The sequence below is a fragment of the Stenotrophomonas sp. ZAC14D1_NAIMI4_1 genome, assembly GCF_003086775.1.
Lineage (GTDB): Bacteria > Pseudomonadota > Gammaproteobacteria > Xanthomonadales > Xanthomonadaceae > Stenotrophomonas.
Window position 1 is genome coordinate 1270885 of record NZ_CP026001.1, and the last position, 24433, is coordinate 1295317.

Annotated in this window: 21 protein-coding genes; 6 read left to right on the forward strand and 15 right to left on the reverse strand. The window is 67.9% G+C overall.

Annotation, left to right across the window (positions count from 1 at the left end):
- Positions 1-75: 75 nt before the first annotated feature.
- From mdcH to mqo, 9 genes are all read right to left on the reverse strand, one after another.
- Positions 76-996, reverse strand: a complete 921-nt coding sequence (gene mdcH, locus C1927_RS05920) for a malonate decarboxylase subunit epsilon (RefSeq protein WP_079221022.1) — start codon at positions 994-996, stop codon at positions 76-78.
- Positions 993-1850 (reverse strand): triphosphoribosyl-dephospho-CoA synthase MdcB, encoded by an 858-nt coding sequence (gene mdcB, locus C1927_RS05925; protein WP_108746164.1) that lies wholly within the window; start codon positions 1848-1850, stop codon positions 993-995. Before mdcB ends, mdcH begins: the two co-directional genes overlap by 4 nt.
- Positions 1847-2488 (reverse strand): malonate decarboxylase holo-[acyl-carrier-protein] synthase, encoded by a 642-nt coding sequence (gene mdcG, locus C1927_RS05930; protein WP_079221024.1) that lies wholly within the window; start codon positions 2486-2488, stop codon positions 1847-1849. Before mdcG ends, mdcB begins: the two co-directional genes overlap by 4 nt.
- Complete coding sequence (gene mdcE, locus C1927_RS05935) at positions 2481-3191, reverse strand: biotin-independent malonate decarboxylase subunit gamma (RefSeq protein ID WP_079221025.1); 711 nt, start codon at positions 3189-3191, stop codon at positions 2481-2483. The genes mdcG and mdcE overlap by 8 nt, the downstream gene beginning before the upstream one ends.
- Positions 3188-4096 carry a biotin-independent malonate decarboxylase subunit beta gene (locus C1927_RS05940; RefSeq protein WP_079221026.1) on the reverse strand — a complete coding sequence of 303 codons (909 nt, stop codon included), beginning with the start codon at positions 4094-4096 and terminating at the stop codon, positions 3188-3190. The genes mdcE and C1927_RS05940 overlap by 4 nt, the downstream gene beginning before the upstream one ends.
- Entirely contained in the window at positions 4093-4413 is a 321-nt protein-coding gene (gene mdcC, locus C1927_RS05945) for a malonate decarboxylase acyl carrier protein (RefSeq protein ID WP_108746165.1), read from the reverse strand. The genes C1927_RS05940 and mdcC overlap by 4 nt, the downstream gene beginning before the upstream one ends.
- A gap of 10 nt (positions 4414-4423) precedes the next feature.
- The gene (mdcA, locus tag C1927_RS05950; protein WP_079221028.1) at positions 4424-6067 is read right to left on the reverse strand and encodes a malonate decarboxylase subunit alpha; all 1644 of its coding nucleotides are present in this window, start codon (positions 6065-6067) and stop codon (positions 4424-4426) included.
- Between the two features lie 284 nt (positions 6068-6351).
- Entirely contained in the window at positions 6352-8547 is a 2196-nt protein-coding gene (locus tag C1927_RS05955) for a TonB-dependent siderophore receptor (protein ID WP_108746166.1), read from the reverse strand.
- Between the two features lie 331 nt (positions 8548-8878).
- Positions 8879-10567 carry a malate dehydrogenase (quinone) gene (gene mqo / locus C1927_RS05960; protein WP_108746167.1) on the reverse strand — a complete coding sequence of 563 codons (1689 nt, stop codon included), beginning with the start codon at positions 10565-10567 and terminating at the stop codon, positions 8879-8881.
- A 216-nt stretch (positions 10568-10783) separates the two neighbouring features.
- Between mqo and C1927_RS05965 the strand changes: the two genes are divergently transcribed.
- From C1927_RS05965 to C1927_RS05975, 3 genes are all read left to right on the forward strand, one after another.
- On the forward strand, positions 10784-11911 hold the full coding sequence (locus C1927_RS05965) for a PAAR domain-containing protein (RefSeq protein ID WP_237772014.1): 1128 nt from the start codon (positions 10784-10786) through the stop codon (positions 11909-11911).
- Positions 11896-12393, forward strand: coding sequence for a hypothetical protein (locus tag C1927_RS05970; protein WP_152027045.1), 498 nt, complete (start codon positions 11896-11898; stop codon positions 12391-12393). The genes C1927_RS05965 and C1927_RS05970 overlap by 16 nt, the downstream gene beginning before the upstream one ends.
- An 81-nt stretch (positions 12394-12474) precedes the next feature.
- Positions 12475-13434 (forward strand): hypothetical protein, encoded by a 960-nt coding sequence (locus tag C1927_RS05975; protein ID WP_152027046.1) that lies wholly within the window; start codon positions 12475-12477, stop codon positions 13432-13434.
- A 17-nt stretch (positions 13435-13451) separates the two neighbouring features.
- Here C1927_RS05975 and C1927_RS05980 read toward each other — a convergent pair whose 3' ends face one another.
- From C1927_RS05980 to C1927_RS05990, 3 genes are all read right to left on the reverse strand, one after another.
- Complete coding sequence (locus C1927_RS05980; protein ID WP_079221034.1) at positions 13452-13898, reverse strand: GNAT family N-acetyltransferase; 447 nt, start codon at positions 13896-13898, stop codon at positions 13452-13454.
- Positions 13899-13941: 43 nt separating this feature from the next.
- Entirely contained in the window at positions 13942-14526 is a 585-nt protein-coding gene (locus C1927_RS05985; protein ID WP_079221035.1) for a hypothetical protein, read from the reverse strand.
- Positions 14527-14649: 123 nt separating this feature from the next.
- Positions 14650-15555 (reverse strand): LysR family transcriptional regulator ArgP, encoded by a 906-nt coding sequence (locus C1927_RS05990; protein ID WP_079221036.1) that lies wholly within the window; start codon positions 15553-15555, stop codon positions 14650-14652.
- 137 nt (positions 15556-15692) lie between these two features.
- Here C1927_RS05990 and C1927_RS05995 point away from each other — a divergent pair, with 137 nt between their 5' ends.
- From C1927_RS05995 to C1927_RS06005, 3 genes are all read left to right on the forward strand, one after another.
- A complete protein-coding gene (locus C1927_RS05995) occupies positions 15693-16328 on the forward strand; it encodes a LysE family transporter (RefSeq protein ID WP_079221037.1) in 636 nt (211 codons plus the stop codon).
- A gap of 183 nt (positions 16329-16511) precedes the next feature.
- Entirely contained in the window at positions 16512-18500 is a 1989-nt protein-coding gene (locus C1927_RS06000) for a S9 family peptidase (RefSeq protein WP_079221038.1), read from the forward strand.
- A gap of 70 nt (positions 18501-18570) precedes the next feature.
- The gene (locus tag C1927_RS06005) at positions 18571-20559 is read left to right on the forward strand and encodes a prolyl oligopeptidase family serine peptidase (protein WP_108746168.1); all 1989 of its coding nucleotides are present in this window, start codon (positions 18571-18573) and stop codon (positions 20557-20559) included.
- Positions 20560-20579: 20 nt separating this feature from the next.
- Here the strand turns inward: C1927_RS06005 and C1927_RS06010 are convergent, their stop codons facing one another.
- The 3 genes from C1927_RS06010 to C1927_RS06020 form a co-directional block, all read right to left on the reverse strand.
- Complete coding sequence (locus C1927_RS06010) at positions 20580-22334, reverse strand: oligopeptide:H+ symporter (RefSeq protein ID WP_108747779.1); 1755 nt, start codon at positions 22332-22334, stop codon at positions 20580-20582.
- A gap of 128 nt (positions 22335-22462) precedes the next feature.
- Complete coding sequence (locus C1927_RS06015) at positions 22463-23611, reverse strand: heparan-alpha-glucosaminide N-acetyltransferase domain-containing protein (RefSeq protein WP_108746169.1); 1149 nt, start codon at positions 23609-23611, stop codon at positions 22463-22465.
- A 91-nt stretch (positions 23612-23702) separates the two neighbouring features.
- Positions 23703-24227 carry a hypothetical protein gene (locus C1927_RS06020; protein ID WP_254051541.1) on the reverse strand — a complete coding sequence of 175 codons (525 nt, stop codon included), beginning with the start codon at positions 24225-24227 and terminating at the stop codon, positions 23703-23705.
- Positions 24228-24433 lie beyond the last annotated feature (206 nt).

Below are 24433 nucleotides of genomic sequence, written 5' to 3' on the forward strand. Positions count from 1 at the left end.
AGCTCGGATGGAGACCCGCCATCCCGGGGTAAGGCGTCGTACAACGTGATGCGTGATACGTACTGCTCGAACCCGTTACTGCAGCCGCTCCAGCGCGCTGCGGACCCATGCCGCGGCGCCGTCCAGGCTCTGGAACTCTTCCACCGCGCGCACCTCGCAGCACGGGTAGGACGGCGCGACCATGCGCGCCAATGCGTTGCCCGGGCCCAGCTGCAGGAACACCCGCGCGCCGCGCTCGAAGGCCTGGCGCATCACCTGCGCCCACTCGATGGTCTGTGCCAGCTGCGCCGACAGCGTGTGCACCGCTGCCGCGCGATCACGCACCGGGCGCGCATCGATGCCGGCCAGCAGCGGCAGGCGCGGCGCCTGCAGCGGCGAAGCATCCAGCGCGGCCGCAAACGGCGCGACGGCGGCCTGCAGCAGCGGGGTATGTGCAGGCACGTGCACCGGCAGCGGGCGGATTTCCGCACCCTGTGTGCGTGCTGCATCGGCCAGCGCCTGCAGTGACGCCTGCGTGCCGCCGACGATGAAATGATCCTGCCCGTTGGCAATGGCCACATGGGCACCGTGTGCATCGCACAGTGGCTGCAGGGTGTGGCGCTGCAACCCCAGCACCGCCTGCATGCCCGCATTGGCGGGGCTGGCGGCATCCATCAGCCGCGCGCGCTGTGCGGCCAAGGCCAGGCAGGTTGCGGTGTCGACGCTGCCGGCAACCGCATGTGCGGCCAGTTCACCGATGCTGTAACCCGCCACGACCACCGGCGCGGGCAGGCCGTCGCGCAGCACCTGCCAGTGCGCCAGCGTGGCCGCGCACAGCAGCGGTTGCGCCAGCGCATTGTCGAAGCGCGCGCCATCGGCAGCGGCGTCGAAGACATCACGATCAAGCACCGCGCCCGCGGCGTGCAGGACATCGCGGGCCGCAGGCAGATCGCGCACGCGGTCGAACATCGCCGCATGCTGCGCACCTTGGCCGGGGCAGAGCAGGGCCAGGCTCATGCGCCCTCCTGCTGCAGCAGGAACCAGGCGCAGGCCAGCAGGTCGGCACTGCCGCCGGGGCTCAGGCGACGGGCCACGAAGCCCTCGCCAAGGGCGTGCAGGCGTGCCTGCCAGCCGGGTGCGAATGCGCCGCCGCCTGCGAGGAAGCTGTGTGCCTGCTGCTGGGCCCAGGCCAGCCCGTCGGCGCCACCACGGTGCAGCAGGTTCAGGTCATCCACCTGCGCAACCAGCTGCATCAGGGTCTGGCACAGGGCCGCGTCGCGCGCCAGGCCGCTGTGCAAGGCATGGCGCAGGGTCGGTACAGCCAGGTCGCGCAGCACGGGGTAACCGGCGGCGGCCTGCTCACGCACGCCCGGCACGCCATGGCGCAGGCGCGCGCGCTGGCCGGGGCTGGATGCATCCAGCGGCGCAGCGGCGAAGTCATCGGCCCAGTGCTGCACGGCCAGGCAGACCTGCGCGGCGGGCGCGGCGTGGCCGTGCTGGCGGCGGCTGCGCGCGGCAGCGGCCACCAGCAGGCCCAGGCTGAAGATGGCACCGCGATGGGTGTTGATGCCGCCGGTGGCGCGCAGCATCGCGCGCTCGGCGGCAAGGCCATGCGCGCGCAGGGCAGCGAACGGCGCATCGTCGGCACCGGCGCTGGCAATTGCGGTGAAGTAGTGGCGCAGCGCGAACAGGCTGCGCAGGAACGTACCGGCGTCCATGTCGTCATGGCTGCCGCTGTCGAACGGAGTAACCAGGCCCGGCTTCGGCGCGCAGGCCAGTTCAGCATGCAGGCTGGCGATGGCCAGCCGGCCCAGGCGCGCGCTGTCGACGCGGCGCGCGATGTGCGGGCTGGCATGCGCGAGGGCGTTCATGCGGCCACTCCGGTGGCGACGAACAGGCGTTCGCGGGCTTCCAGCGCGGCGCCTTCCAGGCGCTTCACCAGCACCTGGCGGCTGCCACCGGCGTATTCGCGCCAGTTCACGGCAGCGCCATCGCCCAGGCACAGTTCGCCATCCACGCGACGGCCGTACTCGCGTTCCCACTCCTGCAGGCGCGCGACCACCGCGTCGGCCTGCGCGGCGGCATCCACCTGCCACAGCAGGTCGATATCCGAAGCGGCATGCACATAGGGCAGGCCACTGAGATGCTGCCAGGCGAAGGCGCCAAACACGCGTGCTGGCGCAATGTGCGCCAATGCGTGCAGCGCCAGCTGCCAGTCATGGGCAACACCGGTGGCGAGGATCGCTTCCAGTGTCGGCGGCGGCTGCTGGCGCACGACATCGTGCAGCGGTACGCGCAGGGCGATGCGCTGCTTGCCTTCGCTTGGCGGCAGCGGCACGCCAAGGCGGAGGCGCGGGTCGGGATCATCCACGGCGCGCCGCGCCACCATCGCTGGCAGCCCCTGCGCAAACCACGACGCCAGGCGCGGTTCGTGCGCGGCCACGTCGGCCCGCCAGTCGGCATTGGCCGACAGCCAGGCCAGCGTGTGGCGGGCGGGCCGGTCAGGCATCGCCGCGGGCCACCGCAGTGCAGACATCCGCTGCCAGCGCACGGCCGCCACGCTCTACGCCGCGTGCGGCACGCAGGTCGCCTTCGCTGGGCGTGCGCAGCGCCTGCAGCAGGTGCTGGGCCAGGTCGCCGTCCCACAGCGAATCGACCGCGCCCATCGACACGTAGTTGGCCACGCCCGGCGCGAACACCGGCGAGCTCTGGCTGAGTGCCTGCAGCTTCTCCAGCGGTTGCTTGGTCACCCGCGCCATCGCGCGCAGGTCCATCACCCGCACCTGCGCATCGGGCAGGGCGTGGATGTGGTCGGCCATCAGGCCGAAGGACAGGAAACCACCGCTCACCGACTCACCGTAGACCAGGGTGACCAGGCGCGCGCCACGTCGGCGGGCCAGGTCGAGGGTCTGCGCGAGATGGGCGAAGTAGCCGTTGATGCCCAGCAGTTCATCGCGGCGGGCCAGGCGCTGGCCAGCGGTGTCGGCCAGCATCACGATCGGTCGCTGCGGATGCGCAGCGGTGCTGGCCAGCACGGTGTCGGCCAGGGCCAGTGCATGGTCGACGCCGACCTCGATGCGGTCGGTGGTGCCGATCACCGTCACCTCGCCATCCTCGGTGGTGGCCGTGCCGGTCAGTACCGAATCCTGCACGTCGATGCGGTGCCCGCGCGGGAACAGGGCATCGAGCAGGGTCTGCAGCGGGGCGCTCATGGCAGGCTCCGGTCGGCGGTGGCGGCAAGGAAGGCGTCGGTGTCCAGCAGCGGCAGGCGCTCGGGTTCGGCGATGCCCTGGCGTGCCCAGATCTCCAGTCCATCGCGGCAATCGCCCCAGGCCTGCACGCGTGCCTTCAGTGCGGCATGGCGGGCCTGCAGGGCATCCAGTGCGGTATCGGTATCGCCGCTGGCGGCGTCGGCCTGCAGTGCATCAGCGGCGGCTCGTGCAAACGCTTCGATGGCGTCGGGCACCAGCACCTGCGCCTGGTCGATCAGGTAGCGGTGCTTGCCGCCGGTCACGCGCCATACCAGGGCGCGGTCGCGCGAGTCGAATTCTTCCACGCCGCGCACGGTCTCGATCACTTCCGGCCCGGACAGCGACAGCCGGCCTTCCTCGGACATGATGACGGTGGTGCAGCAGCGGGCGACGATGCCCATGCCGCCAAACGCACCATTGCCGCTGCCGATCAGGGCGACCACCGGCACGCCAGCGGCGCGTGCGCCCAGCGTTGCACGCATGATTTCGGAGATGGCGATCAGCCCCGCGTTGGCTTCGTGCAGGCGCACGCCGCCGGTGTCGAGCAGCAGCAGCACGCCGTCGGGGCGTGTTTGCGCCGCGCGGCGCAGCAGGCCGGTCAGCTTGGCGCCGTGTACCTCGCCGACGCCACCGCCCATGAATTCACCCTGCTGCGCAGCCAGCAGCACGCGCCTGCCCTGCAGCGTGGCTTCGCCAACGATGATGCCATCGTCGAATGCGGCCGGCTGGTCGAGCTGGGCCAGGTGCGGGCTCATCACCCGTCGCGCCGGGCCGAGGAACTCGCGGAACGAACCGGCATCGACCAGCCCGGCAATGCGTTCGCGTGCGTCGGCTTCGTAGTAGCTGTGGCGTTGTACGTGGCTCATGGCGTGCCTCCGGCCAGCAGGGTTTCCACGGCCTGGTCCAGGCGCAGGCTGACCACGGCCGGGGTCGCGCCGGCATCGTTGATCGATATGCGCACGTCGCGCAGCGGATGGCGCTGCGCGAAATCGGCGATGACCGCCTGCCAGATGGTGCCGAAGCCCTGCGCGGCGGTGATGATCCGCACCGTCATCGCGCCGTCCTGCGCGGCGGGCTCCAGCAGGATTTCCAGGTTGCCCGAGGCGAGCACGCCCACCAGCACCGCATCGCGCGGGAACTGCACCGGGGTGCGGCCGTCGAATCGATAGTCGAGGGTTTCCATGCTCAGTCCCTTACCAGTTGCGGAAGCGCTTGGGCGGGTCGTACAGGCCGCCAGACCAGCGCACCAGGTCTTTCACCGAACGCGCAGCCAGCAGGTCGCGGCTGGCATCGCGCGGCGAGATGCCGAGATCTTCGGGGCGGCGGATCACGCCGCGGTCGCGCAGGTTTTCCACCATCGCGCGGTCGCGTCCGAGGCCCACGGCGGTGTAACCGGACACGCCACGGATCGCCTGTTCGCGCTCCTCCGGCGTGCGGCACAGCAGCAGGTTGGCGATGCCTTCCTCGGTCAGCACGTGGCTGACGTCGTCGCCGTAGATCATCACCGGCGGCAGCGGCATGTCCGCGCGCTCGGCCAGTTCCCAGGCGTCCAGTCGTTCAACGAAGGCCGGTGCCATGTGCTCCCGGAAGGTTTCCACCATCTGCACGACCAGCTTGCGCCCGCGCGGCATTTCACCCGGTCGCGCGGCCTGCTGCCCGGCCTTGATCCAGGCATCGCTTGCGTGGCGGCGGCCGCGTGCATCGGAGCCCATGTTGGGCGCGCCACCGAAGCCGGCGATGCGGTCGCGGGTGGCGGTGGAGCTGTTGCCCTGCAGGTCGATCTGCAGGGTGGAGCCGATGAACATGTCGCAGGCATACAGGCCGGCGGTCTGCGAGAACGCGCGGTTGGAGCGCATCGACCCGTCGGCACCGGTGAAGAACACATCGCCACGGGCGGCGATGTATTTCTCCATCCCCAGTTCCGAACCGAACGAATGCACGGATTTGACGAAGCCAGATTCGATCGCCGGGATCAGCGCCGGGTGCGGGTTCAACGCCCAGTGCTGGCAGATTTTTCCCTTCAGCCCCAGCGACTCTGCATAGGTGGGCAGCAGCAGTTCGATGGCCGCGGTGTCGAAGCCGATGCCATGGTTGAGGCGGTTGACGCCGTACTCGGCGTAGATGCCCTTGATGGCCATCATCGCCATCAGCACCTGGATCTCGGAGATCTGCGCCGGGTCACGGGTGAACAGCGGCTCGATGTGGTTCGGGCGCGGCGCCTGCACCACGAAGTTGACCCAGTCAGCGGGGATATCGACGCGGGGGAGGGTGTCGACGATTTCGTTGACCTGGGCGATGACGATGCCGCCGCCAAAGGCAGTGGCTTCGACGATCACCGGAGTGTCTTCGGTGTTCGGGCCGGTGTAGAGGTTGCCGTGGCGATCTGCAGCCTGTGCGGCGACCAGCGCCACGCGCGGGGTGAGATCGATGAAGTAGCGGCCGAACAGTTCCAGGTAGGTGTGGATGGCGCCGATCTGGATGCGCCCTTCGGCCACCAGGTTGGCCAGCCGCACCGACTGCGGACCGGAGAAGGAGAAATCCAGCTTGGAGGCGATGCCGCGCTCGAACACGTCCAGGTGCGAGGGCAGCGACAGCACCGACTGCACCATGTGCAGGTCGTGCACCCGTGCCGGGTCCAGGTCGGCCAGGGCCTGGGCAAGGAAATCGGCCTGCTTCTGGTTGTTGCCCTCCAGGCAGACCTTGTCGCCCGGCTCCAGCAGGGCGTGCAGCAGCGCACCCACGTCTGCGGCGGCGACTTCGCGGCCCCTGGCCCATGGCGCGGCGCGTTCCAGGCGGGCCTGGCGGCTGCGTTCCAACGTGTCCCAGCTCGGGTTCATCGACCGGCTTCCGATTGGTGTTGGGATAATTACGGCATAATTATGGAGGGGTGTGCAACCCGCAGCGCAGCAAAAAGAAGGGCCCGCGCGCAGGCGGGCCCATTCAGGGTTGAGAGGTATGCCGACCAACGGTCGGCACCCACCAGTTACAGGGCTGCCTGGAACTTCCAGCGCAGGCTGGCCCATTCCGGTAGGCCACGACCGTTGGTCGTGGCGGAGGGCAGGGAGTGCCGACCAACGGTCGGCACCCACCGAAAGCCGGCACCCACCGTTCTGCAGGCGCTTTAGAACTTCCAGCGCAGGCTCGCCGCCACGAAGCGCGGTTCGCCGTAGTTGTTGTAGTCCAGATTGGCCCAGTAGGTCTTGTCCAGCGCGTTGCGCACGCTCAGCGTCGCCGTCCAGTTGTCGCTGATGCGGTAGTTGGCGTTGAACTGCACCAGCGCGTACGCCGGCTGGTTCACCGTCACCGTGCCACCCAGCGGGTAAGGGATGTTGTAGCCCTGCACCTTGCTCTGCCACTGCACGCCGGCACCCACGCTCAGGCGGTCCAGCGCGCCGGGCAGGCGCACCTGGGTATTCAGCTGCAGCAGGTCTTCGGCCGGGTTGGCATACAGCAGGTCGGTGGTGGCGCGGGTCACCTTGACGTGGGTGTAGCCGGCGTTGACCGTCCAGCCCGGCAGGATCTCGCCGTTGACGTCCACTTCCCAGCCACGTGCCTTGGTGCCGTTCACGCCGATGTAGGCCGAGGTGCCATCGCTGAGCGAGCCGTCCGGCACGCTCATGTCACGCACCGCGTAGTTGTCCTGCTTGGCTTCGAACACCGCGGCGTTGGCGGTCAGGCGGCCATCCAGCCACTGCGTCTTGATGCCCGCTTCGACATTCGAACCCTGCACCGGGGCCAGCAGGTTCTCGTTCTTGTCCTTGAAATTCTGCGGGTTGAAGATCTCGGTGTAGCTGGCATACGCCGATACGTTCGGGGTGATGTCGTACACCAGGCCCACGTACGGGGTCACTTCATCGCTGACCTTGTAGGCGCCGCTGGTGCCGGTGTATGCACCGGTGGTGCTGTACGAACGGCTGCGGGTTTCCCAGCGGCTCAGGCGCGCGCCGGCAATCAGCGACAGCGGATCGGCCAGGCGCAGGCGGGTGGCCAGGTAGATGCCGCTCTGGGTGGTCTTGGCCACGCGGCGCCCACCGGTACGGGTGTAGGTCACCTCGGAAATGTCGCCATTCCAGTCGTACACGTTGGGGATGTAGTAGCAGCGATCGCCGCCGCAGCGTGCCCAGTCGGTGGGGAAGTTGAGCGTGGTGGTGTTGGTGGTGGCTTCCAGGTCCGACCACTGGGTGCCCAGGGTCACGTCGTGCTCGCGGCCGAACAGGTTGAAGGTGCCGGTCAGGTAGGCATCGACGTTGCGGCGGGTGTCTTCGGCATCGCCGGCGGCGGCGCGCAGGAAGATGCCCGAGCCGTCCACCGGGTTCGGGTTGCCGGTGCCGTACAGGCGCACGTTCTGCACGTTGCCGCGGGTGTAGGAGGTGTTGATCTTCAGCAGCCAGTCGTCACCGAAGCGCTGCTCCAGGTTGGCGAACACGGTGCTGGTTTCGCGCTGCCAGTAGCTCCACTTCGGCGACAGGTTGGTCGAGCGCGGCAGGTGGGCGAAATTGCCCTGGCTGTCGAAGAACGGCACGGTGCCCCAGGTCGAACCCACCGGGTTGTTGTCCTGGGTCTGGTAGCCGACGGTGACGGTGGTGCTGTCGGTCAGGTCGCCTTCCAGCACGGCCATGCCGGCCATCTTGTCTTCCTTGTAGCGGTCGTAATAGAAATCACGATCGGTATAGGCGGCGACCACGCGGCTGCGGAAGCGGCCGTCGGCGGTCAGCGGCGCGGTCACGTCGGCCTCCATGCGGCGGTAATCCCAGCTGCCGGCGCTGACCGAGAACGAGGCATCGAACTCCTTGCCCGGGCGCTTGCGCAGCAGGTTCACCGTGGCCGACGGCACGCCGGCGCCGCTGAGCAGGCCATTGGCACCGCGGATCACTTCCACGCGGTCGTAGAAGGCGGTGTCGTATTCCTGGTTGGTCGAGCCGCTGTAGGTCGGGATGCCGTCGACCTGGAAATCGGTGATGGCAAAACCACGCGCGTAGTACAGCGGGCGCTGGGTGTCATAGAAGGACACGCTGACGCCGGTGACGTTGCGCATCACGTCGTTGATGCTGAACAGCGATTCGTCCTGCAGGCGCTGCAGGCCGATCACCGTGGACGACTGCGGGGTTTCCTGCAGCGTGATCGGCAGGCGGGTGGTGCTCGACGGCGGCGCCGACTGCTCGGCACGCACGCTCACCCGGTCCAGGGTCTTGGCGTCGGAGGCATCGGCACCTGCGTCGGCAGCCGAAGCGGCGGGCGCGGCCACGGCAAGGCAGGACAGCAGGGCGGCCGGCAGCAGCGCACGGCGGGGCAGGGAAGAGCGGGCGGGCAGGGTCATGGAGAGCTCGAGGACGTGGGCGGGGGGAGGCAGCCGTCAACCAGCACCCGGGCGGCGGCATCGGGTGGGCTCAGATCCATCTGGAGGCATGCGGGCGTCGTGCGGGACGCAAATGTAAATCGTTCTTAACAACATTACAATTCGTGACACGGCGAAATGGTCTTTGCGCATCCAGAACGGGGTCAGAGCCCTCCGCCTGCGGCGCAGGGATCCGACCCCGGGGTCAGATCCCTTTGCCGAAGCAAAGGGCTCTGACCCCAACCGCCGGAACCCGCAAACGCGAACGGCCACCCGAAGGTGGCCGTCCGTGTCCTGCGTTGAACGTGCGGGCTTACAGGGCCTGCAGTTCCTCGTTGGCGTTGCGCTTTTCCGGCGCGGCCGGCGCAGTGGCCGGGGCCAGCGCCGGCGTCGCGGCGTTCTCCAGCGGCACCTCCAGGTAGGGCAGGTGCAGGCTCTGGCTGGTCAGCGTGCGGATCTCGTTGGTCAGCGCTGCGCTGTCGTTGAGCTTGCGGCCGTACGACGGCACGATCTCGCGCAGGCGGGTCTCCCAGCCGGCCTTCATCTGCTCCGGGAAGGCCTTGGCCATCAGGTCCAGCATGATCGGCGGCGAGGTCGAGGCACCCGGGGAAGCACCCAGCAGCGCGGCCAGGGTGTGGTCCTTGTCGGTCACGATCTCGGTGCCGAACTGCAGCACCGGGCCCTTCAGCGGGTCGCGCTTGATGATCTGCACGCGCTGGCCGGCGGTCACCAGCTTCCAGTCAGTGGGCTTGGCGTTGGGGAAGTACTTCACCAGTTCGGCCTGGCGGTCGGCATCGTCCAGGCGTGCCTGGCCCATCAGGTACTGCACCAGGTCCAGGTTGTCCTTGCCCACCGACAGCATCGGGCCGACGTTGTTGTGGTTGACCGAGGAATACAGGTCCCACCACGAGCCGTGCTTGAGGAACTTGGTGCTGTACAGGGCGAACGGCCCGAACAGGATCACCGGCTTGCCGTCCAGCTTGCGCGCATCCAGGTGCGGCACCGACATCGGCGGCGAGCCCGTTTCGGCCATGCCGTAGGCCTTCACGTGGTGGCGCGAGGTCACGTCCGCGCCCTGGAAGGCCAGGAACTGGCCGCCCACCGGGAAGCCGGCGTAATCCTTCGATTCGGGAATGCCGGACATCTGCAGCAGCTTCAGCGCAGCGCCACCGGCACCGATGAACACGAAGCGCGCATGGGTGGTGGTCTCGGTATCGGCCTTGAGGTCCTTCACCGTCACGTTCCAGCTCTTGTCGGCGTTCTGCCGCAGGGCGCGCACTTCATGGTTGAGGTGCAGGCCGAAGTTCGGGCTGCGCTGCAGGCCGGCGGTCAGCTGGCGGGTGATCACGCCGAAGTTGACGTCGGTGCCCAGCGGCATCCAGGTCGCAGCGACCTTCTGCTTCGGGTCGCGGCCTTCCATCAGCAGCGGTGCCCACTGCTTGATCTGTGCCGGATCCTCCGAATACTGCATGCCGTAGAACAGCGGGTTCTTCACCAGCGCCTGCTGGCGCTTGTGCAGGTAGGCGATGTTGTCATCGCCCCAGACGAAGCTCATGTGCGGGGTCGGGTTGATGAAGTCGCTGGGCTGGCTCAGCCGGCCTTCCTTCACCTGGTGCGACCAGAACTGGCGCGAGACCTCGAACGATTCGGCGATGCCGACCGCGCGCTTGGTCTCGATGCTGCCGTCGGGCAGTTCCGGGGTGTAGTTCAGTTCGGCGAATGCCGAGTGGCCGGTGCCGGCGTTGTTCCAGCCGTCCGAGCTTTCGCCGGCGACCGTGTCCAGCCGCTCGTAGACCTGGATGTTCCAGTCCGGCTGCAGTTCCTGCAGGTAGGTGGCCAGGGTGACGCTCATGATGCCGGCGCCGACCAGGACGACGTCGACCGGCTTGTCGTTGCTGGCGGCGGGCACCGAGCGCTGGGTCAGCGGCCAGTACAGGAACAGCGCGGCGGCCAGCAACAGCAGCACGAGCAGGGCGATAAGAGCCTTGCCAAATTTCTTCATGGGAATGACTTGGGCGTGGGGAAGGGGGCAGGATGCGCGCCGTGACGGCAAATGGCGTGAAGAAACAATGCCTTGCAGCAACCTGCCGGGATTTTAACCCTTTCTGGTCTTGTTTTGGTGCGATGCAGCATCCCGCTCATCGGGCCACCGCGTTACACTAGGCGGCTGATACCCCGCAACGACCGGCCACGGAGGGGCCGCGCACCGATGTCACGGATGCTGATCGTAGTTGGCGACGCCCTGCAGACGGGCGGCTCGGTCCTTTCAGGGTCGCCCCATACCGATATCGAAGGCCGCGCGGTTGCCCGCGTCGGGGACCGGGTGATCTGTGCCCGCCACGGGCCGGGTTCCATTGTCAGTGGCGATGCGAGCCTGGTGATCGACGGCCAGCCGGTGGCGCGCGATGGCGACAAGGCCAGTTGTGGCTGCGCCCTGGTGGCGGGCCAGCAGCAGCGTGCGCATGTCGTCGCCGGTGGTGGTGGTGGTGGTGGTGGTGGCAGCAGTTCCGCGCTGGGCACCCTGGCCAAGGTGGCCGGCATCGTGGCGCCGCTGCTGAAGACGTTGCCGTTGCAGACCCCGCCGTTCGCGCCTCCGGGTACGGCCGCGCCGGAAGCGCCGGTCGCGCCGCAGTGCTGGGTGAAGGACCACGACGCATTGGTCGATCGCGATGTCGACGGTCGTTACTACGAAGCCTACGACATCAACGGCGACAAGCACGATTACCTGTTTCCGGTCAGCTACCGCATCGAGATTCCGCTGCAGGCGCAGGGGGACGTCGTGGTGTCGATCAAGGTGCAGCCGATGCCGCAGGCCGGTGTCACCGTTGCCGAGGTCGCCGCGACCAAGGCCCGCATGGAGCAGGGCATCGAGCAGTTCTGGAACGGACGTTTCACCTTGGACGTGCATGACCCCGAGTGTGGTACCCGCAGCTTCCCCATCCGCTACGAAGTGCGCTGGGTCCAGGGCGGCAGCGACTACAAGCTGGTCATTCACCGCAGCTATGACCGCGAGCAGGTCGAGTTTCCGGATATCGACGTTTCGGTATCGACCACGCCGTGGACGTTCGCCCACGAATTCGCCCATACACTAGGTGTGCCGGATGAATACTCGTACAACGATCCGGACGAGGAAACCGTGCGCTACATCCAGCCCGATGGCACGCTTGATCCGGAAGTGCTGGTTGCGGTTCCCGATTCGCGCGCGCTGTCCGATCCGGCAGCGACCATCATGAATGCAGTGGACTGTGCTGTAACCAAGCCGCGTCATGCCTGGAACATCGCGCGCGAGGTACGCGAGCTTCTCAGTCGCGACATCGGCAGGGAGATAACATGTACCGTCAAGTGATTTCACTGATCGCCACTTTTGCCGCCGCCACCGCGCTGCCGGCCCACAGCAAGGAGCTCCCTCCCGTGATCGAACTTCATGCGCGCTGCGTGGACGATGCCCAGTGCCGTTTCCGGGGCGATACGCTCAATGTGGAACTGGAGCTGCGCAACGGCGGTAGCGAGTCTGTGACCCTGCCCCTGGAGTACATCCGCAGCCGCGGCCCCTCGGTCAAGGTGAAGGACAACCATTCCGGCAAGGTCACTGCGCTGCGCTCAGGCATGGCCGCCGCCGCGCTGCGGGACCAGATGCAGGAGCTGCGTGCGGGCCAGTCCCTGCGCATCGGCTTCCCGATCAAGCCGCAGGAGCTGACACGTTTTGCCCTGCGCCCGATGGACGTGACCCTGCAGTTCTCGGTCAACCTGACGCCCGGTGCACAGGGCGCCGAGGCCCAGCTGGTCCAGGCGCAGTTGAAAGTGGTCGACGCCGACCCGGCCGGATGACTGCATGACGCGGCCATGCCGGTGCTGCACCATCGGACACGACGCGTAGCTGCGGGCCCGCGATACCGTCCAGGAGATCACATGCACCGTCTCGCGGTGTCGCTTGCCCTCGCCCTGGCCGCTACGCCTTTTGCCGCGTCCTGCCAGGACACGTCCCCCGGGATCGAACTCCACGCCAGCTGCATCGACAATGCGCCGTGTCACTTCCTTGGCGGGGATATCCGCGTGGAACTGGAGCTGCGCAATGTCGGCAGCGAGGACGTGCGGGTGCCGGCCGAGTTCTACCGCCGGCGCGGGCCCAGCGTGAAGCTGGTGGACCGCCAGTCCGGCAAGGAAACGTCGCTGGCCAGCAACCCGCCCGACGCGCGCCTGCTGAAGTCACTGCAGACGCTGCGGCCGGGGCAGTCCTTCCGGTTCCCCTGGCGCATCCTGCCGACGGAGATCAGCCGTTTCGCCCCGCGCCCGATCGACGTGTCGGCGGTGTTCAGCGTCAACCTGACGCCGGGTGCGCGGGCTGGCCAGGCCCACATCGCCAGCCGCGAACTGCGCATCACCGACCCGGCGGGCAGCACGCAGGCTTCGCTCATCGCGGTCCCGGGCGGCGCAACTGCCGGTGAGCCAGCTGGGAGTATCGTCCTCACCGCCCGTTGCATCGATAACCCGACCTGCCGTTTCACCGGCGAGGAGATCGTGGTGGAACTCGAACTTCGCAATGATGGCCAGCAAAGCGTGCAGCTGCCAATCCGCTACCTGCGCCGCATGGGGCCGCGAGCGCAGGTGACGGACAACCAGTCCGGCGCGTCGACCTGGCTGCGCACGCCACCCCGGGATCGTTCCCTGATCGGCGAACTGGAGCCGCTCGCGCCGGGTGAGTCGATCCGGATGACCCGGTCGGTCATGCCGCACTTTCTGCAGGCGTTCGCGCAGCACCCGGTCGACGTAAGCGTGGAGTTCTCGCTCAATCCCGCGCCACAGAATCCGCGCGAAGAAGGACACCACGTAAAGCGCCGCATCAGGATCACGCAGCAGCTCCAGCGATAGCGTCAGCTGGCCAGGCGTCAGCCCAGTTCAAGGATCTCGTCACCGGCCTCGTCAACCTCGCCGGTGGGTCGCCAGCCCAGGTAGCGATAGAAACCGTGCGAGCGGGACCGCGGATCAGCCGAGCAGGCGAGGAACAGGCGCGAATGCCCGGCCGCATGGGCAAGCTCGACCACCTCCTGCAACAGCCGCTTGCCGATGCCGCGGTTCTCGTAGTCCGGTAGCAGGGCCAGCACCAGCACTTCACCACTGTCGCGGTCGGCGAAGCCGTAGCCGACCACGGTGCCGTCGTCTTCGGCGATGCGGCCGATGAAGTCACCCTCGGCGATGCCCGCGGCCCAGCTGTCCACGGTGATGCCCAGTTCGGCCAGCTGTGCGGCGCTGAAGGCGTTCTCGCGGGTGCGCCCGCGCAGGTCGATGCAGGCGGCCGCATCATCGGGTCGTGCAGGGCGGTAGTGGATCGGCATCCGTGCTCCTTCGGTGGCGCCGGGCGATGCCGGGCGCGGGTATTCAATCACTGCCAATGGTGAAGTATTCCGCGGCGAAATAGCCAATCTGGTAGGCCAGTGCCACCCCGGCCAGCACCATCTGTGCGCGCGCCGTGCGCAGGTTCCAGCCCAGCACGCAGACCACCAGCATCAGCGCCGTGTGCAGCGGATAGGCCTCGCCCAGCAGCCGCCAGCGACTCTGCCCCTTGATCGCGGTATCCACAAGATCCAAAAGCGACAGCGTGGCGATCACGCTGAAGATCCAGCGCCGGCGGTGCATGAGGTAGGTGCCGTAGCTGCCGTATTCGCGCAGGTCATCGGGAAACAGCAGGGCGCACAGCAGGAACCAGGTGGCGCTGTAGCCGATCACGAACAGGTAGGTCTCGAACGTCCAGCGGTGCACCTCGATCAGGCGGAATTCCCACCACCAGAAGGTGACCAGCGAAACCAGCGTCCACGCGACCCAGCACAGGTGCAGGGCAGAGCAGCCGCGCCGCTGCGGGTGCTCGATGATCTGCGCAAGGCCCTTCAGCAGCGTGGTGATCGACAGGCCCAGGATGATGCCCATCACCACGCGGATATGCAGGAATACCGGTTCGGTCTGCATCACCCAGCTCCCTCGTCGGTTGCGGTGATGCTGGCACAGAAACGGGTCTCACGGGATCCGGCCCCGTGCCGACCAACGGTCGGCACCCACCAGCAGCAGTACCCAGGGCGGCAGCCCCCCGCGTCACCGCTTGCGTCGGACCAGCGTGCTCGATGCCTCCAGCACCGCCTGGGTCAGCAGGGCCATCGTCTGCACATCGCCCTTCCAGTGCTGCCAGTACAGCGGCACGTCCTCCCACGCGCGCTGCCGCACATAGACCAGGCGCCCGGCATCCAGGTGGCGCTTGACCAGCGGCAGCGGGTTCATCGTCCAGCCCAGCCCGCCCAAGTTGGCCTGTACGAAGGCCCGGGTGGATGGAATCCACCACGTCGGCGCCGTGCTGGGCAGCTCATCGCCAGCCATCCGGCGGGCGAAGCGTGACTGCATGTCGTCCTTGCGGTTGAACACCAGCACCGGGGCCTGCGCCAGCGCCTGCGCGGTCACGCCCTTGGCGAAATGGCGCTCGCGGAACTCCGGCGTGCAGGTGGCCGCATAGCGGATGCTGCCCAGCGCATGGATCTGGCAGCCCTGCACCGGCTCGTCCAGCGTGGTCACTGCGCCCAGCACCGTGCCCTGGCGCAGCAGCTCCACCGTGTGGTCCTGGTCCTCCACGCGCAGGTCGAGGGTGGTGCCGGTGCGCTGCGCGAACTGCTGCGCCGCCTGCGGGAACCAGGTTTCCAGGCTGTCGTGGTTCACCGCCACCGGGATGCTGGCCTGCGGCAGGTCCTCGTCGGCCAGGCCCATGCGGTGCAGGGCGTCGTGCTCCAGCAGCGCGGTCTGTTCAGCCAGCTGCACCAGCAGCTGACCCTCGGCGGTGGCGGTGGCCGGCGTGCCGCGCTTCACCAGCAGGCGGCCGATCCGGTCCTCCAGCGCTTTCACCCGCTGCGAGATGGCCGATGGGGTGACATTGAGCGACTGCGCGGCGCGGTCGAAGCTGCCTTCGCGGATGACCGCGGCCAGGGCCCGCAGCTGGGCATGGTCGATGCGCATCGAATTAAGCTCCGCTAATGTTGGTTTAGTAAGTTTAGCTCGTCTTTTAAATGTTGCGGCGCGACAATGGCGCCCGTTCCGGTGCTGTCCGCCTCCGCGAGGCACCGTCCCCCCAGCAAGACAAGGCAGTGAATCCCATGTTCTCGGTCATCTCCGCCAGCACCGGCCTCGGTGCCTGGTTCTCTGGTGCAGCTACCGGCGTCGGCCTGTTCGCCGTGGTTGGTGCCCAGAGCGCCTTCATCCTGCGCCAGGGCATCCTGCGCAAGCACATCGTGCCGGTGGTCGCCACCTGTGCGGCCATCGATGCGATCTTCATCTTCGCCAGCGTGGCCGGCCTGCGCACGCTTACCTCGGCGCTGCCGTGGCTGACCAGCGCCGTGCTGTGGACCGGCGTGGCCTTCCTGGCCTGGTATGCGGTCAAGTCCGCGCGCCGTGCCTTCGCCGGTGGTGGTGGCATGGGCGAGGCCGACAGTGACGACGGCAGCCGCCGCGCGGTGCTGCTGGCCGCGGTCGGCTTCTCGCTCATCAACCCGCATTTCTGGCTGGACATGATGGTGATCGGCTCGATTGCCGAGAACTTCGGCAATGCGCGCATGGCGTTCGCCGCCGGCGTGGTCACCGCCAGCTGCCTGTGGCTGACCGCGCAGGGCCTGGGTGCCCGCCTGCTGGCACCGCTGTTCACCAAGCCCAGCACCTGGCGCGTGCTTGACGGCACCATCGCCGTCATCCTCAGCATCCTGGCCCTCACCCTGGCGGTGCGCGGGGTCCACTGACCCCGGCGCAGGCCATCCCGAACCCCACGTCCTTACTCTCTCTCCAAGGTAGTGGCAGCGACGGCACCGGCAACGGTGCCGTCGTTTTTTCTGCCGTTGCTGCACCGCCACTGGCGGCCGCGGCCGTCGCCTGCCTAGAATCGCGGAGGCTGGACAGGGTGTCCGGCAGCAACAGGGGGAAGGATGCGCAGGATGATGAGTGCCGCGCTGTTGTGCGCGGTGGCCGGTGGGGTATCGGCCGGTAGCGGCGGGGTGGACCTGGACCGGTACCTGAAGCAGGAATCGTTCACCGATGTAAAGCTGTCACCCGGGGGTGACTATCTGGCCGCGACGGTGCCGCTGGAAGATGCGACCGCGCTGGTGATCCTGCGTACTTCCGACCGCAAGCCGGCAGGCGTGTTCCGGCCCCAGGCGAAGAACCATGCCTACAGCTTCGACTGGGTGAGCAACGACCGCGTGCTGGTCGGCCTGGCCGAAAAATGGGGCGCGCTGGACCAGCCGCGGCCCACCGGCGAACTGTATGCGGTCAACGCCGATGGCAACCGCGGCGAGCTGCTGGTCGGCTACCGCGTGCAGGGCCGCGGCGCCGGCACGCGCATCCAGCCGAAGAAGGTCGAGGATGTCGCGGCCTTCCTCACCGACGATCTGCCCGGTGACGACCGCAATGTCCTCATCGCCGTGTGGCCGTTCTCCGATGAGCCCTATACCCGTGTCGAGCGGCTGGACGTACAGACCGGGCAGCGCGTGCGCGTCTCCGGTTCGCCCGTGCGGCGTGCCGAATTCGCCACCGATGCGCAGGGCAACGTACGCTTCGCCCACGGCGCCGCATCGGACAACATCAGCAAGCTCTATTACCGCGCCAGCAATGGCGCGTCGTGGGAGCTGCTCAACGATGAAGGCGTGACCCACCGGGTCGATACCCCGATCGGTTTTTCCGCCGATGGCACGCTGGCCTACCTGCAGGTGCAGCAGCCGCAGGGCCCCGATGCGATCGTCAGCTGGAACCCGCAGACCCGCGAGCGCGTGCAGGTGCTGCGCGACGAGCAGTTCGATCCTTCCCAGGTGATCTACCAGCCCGGCACCCGTGTCCCGGTCGGTGCCCTGATCCTGGGCGACACCCCGCGCACCCGTTTCTTTGACGAGCAGGGCCCGGACGCGCGGCAGTACCGCAGCCTGGAAGCCGCCTTCGGTGGTCCGGTGTTCATCACGTCCAGCACCCGCGATGGCAGCAAGGTGGTGGTCCAGACGTGGTCGGGCAGCATTCCGGGCGAGTTCTACCTGTACGACACCAAGGCGAAGAACGCCGAGTTCCTCATCAGCCGCAGTGAGTGGATCGACCCCAAGGCTGCCGCCAGCGTGCGTCCGTTCTCGCTGAAGTCGCGCGACGGGCTCACCCTGCATGGCTTCCTGACCCTGCCGCACGGCAGTGACGGCCGCAACCTGCCGATGGTGGTGGTGCCACACGGCGGGCCGATCAGCGTCTTCGACGACGGCAGCTACGATCCGGAAACGCAGCTGCTGGCGGATGCCGGCTATGCCGTGCTGCAGGTCAACTTCCGCGGCTCGGGCAACCAGGGGCGCGCGTTCAAGCAACTGGCGGCCGAGCAGTGGGGCAGGACCATGCAGGACGATGTGACCGACGCGACCCGCTGGGCCATCGCCGAAGGCATCGCCAACAAGGACCGCATCTGCATCTACGGTGCCAGCTACGGCGGCTATGCGGCGCTGATGGGTCCCATCCGCGAGCCGGGGCTCTACCAGTGCGCGGCGGGCTACGTCGGCATCTACGACCTGCCACTGCGCTTCACCAAGGGCGCGGCGCAGTCGGCCGACTGGGGCATGACCTGGTTGCGCGACTGGATGGGTGATCCCAAGACACTTGGCGCCTATTCGCCAACGACGCTGGCCGCGCAGGTGAAGGTGCCGGTGTTCCTGGCCGCCGGCGGCGAAGACCAGAACGCCCCCATCGAGCACACCAAGCGCATGGAGGCGGCACTGAAGAAGGTCGGTTCGCCGGTCGAGGCGCTGTACTACAGCACCGAAGGGCATGGCTTCTACCGCCCCGAGCACCGCCGCGAGTACTACACCCGCCTGCTGGCATTCCTGTCCAACAGCCTGGGCGGGGCCACCGCCAGTGCGGCCACGCCGACGGGCAGCGGCAAGGCTCCGTAAGTCCAACCGCGCACGCCGCGCGTGCGCTTCAGCATGCCGGGCAGCCACGGCTGCCCGGCCAGGGGACACCATGAAACCTTCTTTCCTGCTGGCCGGGATGCTGGCGCTGTGTGGCGCCGGCCAGGCCCGTTCGGCCGAGCTCGCGCTGGACGACTACCTGCGCCGCGCCGAGTTCAATGACATCCAGCTCTCGCCCACCGGCGAGTACCTGGCGATGACCCTGCCGCTGGAAGATGCGACCGCCGTCGCCATCCTGCGCACCAGCACCATGGAACTGGTCGGCAACTTCCGGCCGCCGCGCAACAACCACGCCGACAGCGTCGACTGGGTCAGTGACAACCGCCTGCTGATCGGCCTGGCCGAGAAGTGGGGCGCGCTGGACGCGCCGCGGCCCACCGGCGAGCTGTATGCCATGGATGCCAACGGCAAGCGCGGTGACCTGCTGGTCGGCTATCGCGCACGCCCGGACGAGCCGGGCCTGGTCAGCGGCCGCAGGGTGGAGCCGGTGGCGGCCTTCCTCGCCGACCCGCTGCAGGGCGATGACCGCAACGTGCTGATCTCGCTGTGGCCGTTTGCCAATGACACCAGTGCACGGCTGGAACGGTTGGATGTGGTCACCGGCCGCCGCGTGCTGGTCTCGCGCTCGCCGGTGCAGCGGGCCACGTTCACCACCGACAACGCGGGCGTGCTGCGCTTTGCCCGTGGCGCTGGCGAAGACAACGTCAACAAGCTGTATTACCGCCAGGATGACGGCCGCTGGACGCTGCTCAACGATGAAGACAGCAGCTACCGCATCGAACGTCCCATCGGTTTTTCCGCCGACAACCAGCTGGCCTACCTGGTGGTGCAGCAGGCCAGCGGGCCCGATGTGGTGGTCAGCTGGAACCCGCAGACCAACGAGCGCCGCACCCTGCTGCAGGATGCAGCGGTCGATCCGACCTACATCATCCACCAGCCGGGCACGCGGGTGCCGGTCGGTGTGCAGTTCGTGGGTGCGGCGCCGCGCAGCGCGTTCTTCGACGAGCAGTCGCCCACCGCGCGCATCCAGCGCATGCTGGAAAAAGCCTTCCCTGGTCACGTGGTCAGCCTGTTGTCGGCCACCCGTGACAATGCGCGCATCCTGGTCAAGGTCGACTCGGGACACAATCCCGGTGACTGGTTCCTGTTCAATACGGCCACCCGCGAAGCGGCGTTCCTGACCGCGCGCAACCGCTGGTTCGACCGCGACGGCGGTGCCAGCGTGCGTCCTGTCACCCTGGCCGCACGCGATGGCATGCCGTTGCACGGCTTCCTTACCGTGCCCCACGGCAGCGATGGCCGCGGGCTGCCGATGGTGGTGAAGCCGCATGGAGGCCCCATCGGCGAGTTCGACGACGGCAGCTTCGAGCGCGACAACCAGTTGCTGGCGGCGGCCGGCTATGCGGTGCTGCAGGTCAACTTCCGGGGGTCGGGCAATCATGGCCGCGCGCACACCCAGGCCGCCGCGAAACAGTGGGGCCGCGCCATGCAGGACGATGTCACCGATGCCACGCGCTGGGCCATCGCCGAAGGCATCGCCGATGCACGGCGCATCTGCATCTACGGCGCCAGCTACGGCGCGTACTCCGCACTGATGGGTGTCGCCCGCGAGCCGGCGCTGTACCGCTGCGCGGCCGGCTATGTGGGCGTGTACGACCTGCCGCTGATGTTCAAGCGCGGCGATGTGCAGGACCGCACGTCGGGCGTGAACTACCTGCGCGACTGGCTGGGCGAGCCGGCAACGCTGGCGGAGGTTTCGCCGGTGAACCTGGCGGCCCGGATCAAGGTGCCGGTGCTGCTGGCGGCGGGGCGCGAAGACCAGCGTGCGCCGGTGCAGCACACCGAGCGCATGGAAGCGGCGTTGAAGCAGGCCGGGGTGCCGGTGGAAGCGGCCTACTACGCGCGCGAAGGGCACGGCCTGTACGGCGAGGCCAACCGGCGCGACTACTACACCCGGCTGCTGGCGTTCCTCGCACGCAGCCTGGGCGGCGCCACCGCCGCAACAGCACCTGCAGCGGCGGGCAAGGCCAAGGCGCCCTGAGCGGGCGCCGGTGCACGGGGTTACTTGACCCCGTGCATCATCCGCTTCAGCAGTGGCGCGGCGATGAAGGCCAGCACCGCACAGCCCAGGCCGATCCACATCAGCAGCCAGAACAGGTGCGCATAGGCGCCTGCAGCCGCCACCATGTCCAGTGATTCACCTTCGGGCACCTCGATCGCTGCCAGCTTGCCGAACAGTGCGGCAAGCGTTTCGGAGAACGCGGTCGCCAGGAACCAGGTGCCCATCATCAGGCTCATCACCCGCGGCACGGCCAGCTGGGTCACCGCCGAAAGGCCGACCGGCGACAGGCACATTTCGCCACTGGCCAGCAGGAAGTAGGCCAGCACGAGCCACCACACGCTGGCCATTTCACCGGTGGCGCCCACCTGCTGCGCGGCCAGCGCCAGCGGCACGAAGGACAGCGCACCGATCACCAGGCCCCAGGCCGACTTCACCGGCTTGCCCGGCTCCCAGCCGCGGCGGTCCATCCAGGTCCACAGCGCGGCAAAGGCCGGGGCCAGCAGCACCAGGAACAGGCCGCCCAGATAGGTCAGCGAGCCGGCGGTCTGCGGAATCACCAGGCAGTCGCGCACCAGAAGCACCAGCATCAGCGCCACGATGGCGATGAAGAATGCACGCGGCGCGTTCGAACCCGGGCGACGCTCGGACAGGCGCGCGCTGACCACGAAGCCCAGCGGTGCCAGCAGCAGCGAGACGATCGACCACGGCAGCGGGGTGCCACCGGTGATGACCAGCGCCGGCACGATGTCCTTGGTCAGCAGGCGATCGGTGAAGGTGACCCACGAGCCGTAGGACTGCTCGTACAGGGTGAAGAACACCAGCGCCATGAAGATCAGCACCATCAGCGCGATCATCTGCTGGCGCTGCACCGGGGTGCACTTGCTGCCGGTGAACCAGGCAAACCAGACCAGCACGCCGCCCAGCACCACCAGCATCAGCATCAGCGCCAGGCTGATCTCGCCGCCGAGGGCAAAGGCGCCGTTGCCGGCGGCCCACATCAACCACGCCACCGGCAGCACGCCGATCACCGCGCACAGGTAGATCAGCCATTCGCGCGGCAGGCCCAGCACCTTCTGCTTCAGTGCGGCCGGCTGCGGCGGTTCGGCGTGGCCCTGCAGGTACTTCTGGCCCCACAGGAACATGGCCAGGCCGGCCAGCATGCCGATGCCGGCCGCGCCGAAGCCGTATTTCCAGCCATAGGCCTCGCCGAGGAAACCGCAGACCAGCGAGGAGAACAGCGCGCCGAGGTTGATGCCGGCATAGAACAGCGAGAAGCCCGAATCGCGGCGCGGGTCGTCCTGCGGGTAGAGCTTGCCGACAATGGTGGAGATGTTCGGCTTGAGGAAGCCGACGCCCATGATGATCAGTGCCAGCGACAGGTAGGTCACGGCCAGCGCCGAGGTATCGCGCACCACCTCGCCGTTGACCCGGTACGCGGCGTGGCCCTCGAAGGCCATGCCCAGGTGGCCCAGCACCAGCAGGATGCCGCCGAACAGCACCGCCCGGCGCATGCCCAGCCAGCGGTCGGCGAGCATGCCGCCGAACACGGGGATGCAGTAGACCAGGCCGCCATAGGCACCGAGCAGGTCCAGGCCGGCCTTGTCGCCGAACAGGTGGTACTTGGTGAGGTAGAGCAGCAGCAGCGCCTTCATCCCGTAGAAGGAGAAGCGCTCCCACATTTCGGTGAAGAAGCAGACGTAGACGCCTTTCGGGTGGCCGAGGAAGTCGTCGGAAGCGATAGCGGCAGAATTCATCGGCGGATTATAGGCGCGTGCCGGGTAGCGCCGGGCCATGCCCGGCGGCTCTACGCAACGCCGGGCATGGCCCAGCAGCCCCAGTAGATCCACGCCATGCGTGGATGGGGCTCATCACGCGCGGTCGATTACAGGTACCGCAGCCAGGCCAGGTCGCGGCGGCGCGCCTTGAACCGGCCGAACAGCAGCGTCGGCGGGTACATCGCCACCGCCAGCGCGCAGGCCACCAGCAGCAGGCCGGCCACCGAATCCAGCGCGTACAGGCTGCCGTGGGTGGGCCCCCAGATGGCCAGCGCGGCCACGTACAGCAGCTTCAGCACGTACAGGTGCAGCAGGTAGAAGAACATCGGCGCCGCACCGATGTCGGCCAGCGGGCGCAGGGCGCGGGCCACCGGCGGCCATTCGTACAGGCGCAGCAGCAACAGGCCCACGCCCAGGGTCAGCAGCAGGAACTGCAGCGACGGCGGGTATTTGGTCACGTTGAACACGCTCATCCAGGTGCGCAGGGCGCTGTCCTGGTGCTGCCACGGCGCTTCGCCGTAACCGTTGGCCAGGCGCAGCAGGGCGAAGGCCGCCAGTGCGCCCAGCCCGGACCACAGCAGCCAGCGCTGGCGCTGCACCGGGTCGCGGTCGCGGGCGAACCACGGCCCCATCAGGTAACCCAGCACGATCACGCCGATCCACGGCAGTACCGGGTAGGACGTGCGCAGGCGCAGCACGCCGGTTTCGATCCAGTCGCGCTGGTGCAGCACTTTCCACAGCACGGCCAGCACGCCGTTGCCTTCCACGCGCACGCCATCGAACAGGTTGTGGCCGGCCACCAGCAGCACGCCCAGCACCAGCAGCGCCGGGCGCGGCAGCCACAGCAGGCCGGCCAGCGCGATCATGCTCAGGCCGATGGCCCAGATCACCTGCAGGTACAGCGTGTCCGGCGGGAACTGGAAGGTCCAGGCGAAGTTGACCAGGGTCAGTTCCAGCACGACCAGGAACAGGCCGCGCTTGAGCAGGAAGGCGGCGATGGCGCGGCGCGGGTCGGCCTGGCGCTGGCCGTACAGCCACGCCGACAGGCCGGTGAGCAGCACGAACACCGGGGCGCACAGGTGCGCCAGCAGGCGGCAGGCAAACAGGGCAGGGGACACGCTGGCCGCATCCATCGGGTCGCCGACCTGGTGCTGCAGGAAGAAGGTCTCGCGCACGTGGTCAAGCAGCATCAGCAGCATCACGGTGCCGCGCAGCTGGTCGATGGAGGCCAGCCGTGGGGAGGGGGAAGGGGGCACGCGAGATGCTCGACCGGCGTGACAGGATATAACATAACAACAACGTGTTTCCAGCACGCTCCGGGAGCTGTGGACGCGAGTACCTGCCCGCTCAGGGCAGGCAGACCGCGGGACTCCAGCCCAGCGCCTTGTCGTACTTGACCTCGATCGCTCGCTGGCTCCCGTCCGCGTTCGCTTTCACGCAGAATCGGGCGCGGTGGAATTGGGTAGCGCCGGTTCTGGTGGCCGACATCGAGACGTCGTACAGGCGCCCAGGCTGCAGTGGCATGGCCGTTTGCGTTGCAACAGCGTTGCCAGGCACTTCGCCGTAAAGCACGCAGGCTCCGGGTGGAAGCGGCAGTGACGCGGGATGCTCAAAGTAGAAAGACCATTGCCGCTGCAGTGGTGGCGTAATCGCGTCATGCACCTCCACACCGAACACCTGCGGCGTCTTGCCGATACGCTTGCGCTCCTTCTTGGGTAGCCCGAAACAGGGTGTGCCGGCATGGTCGGTGACCTCGACCGCGCCAACGCGACTCCAGGCAGAGGCGTGATCAGTCAGTGGCATCAGGCAGAACAGGGCCGCGATGGCCAGGGCTGGCGATTTGATCGGGCGGACCCGAAGTGCGTTGTTCATGGGGTGCCTCGGCGGCATGCGTTCAGATCGTGAACACGATGCATGGGGCGGTGATGCACTTCAAACGGTGTGGGCTGGAAAGCTGCAGTACCGACTGGCCCGGCCCGTGCAGGACAAGGCGTCAGCGGCGCGAGGCAGCCCACCGGGATGTGCCTGACCGGCTGGGTGTGTTGGCGGAGTTTGGCCAAATGCGACTATCCCACTGG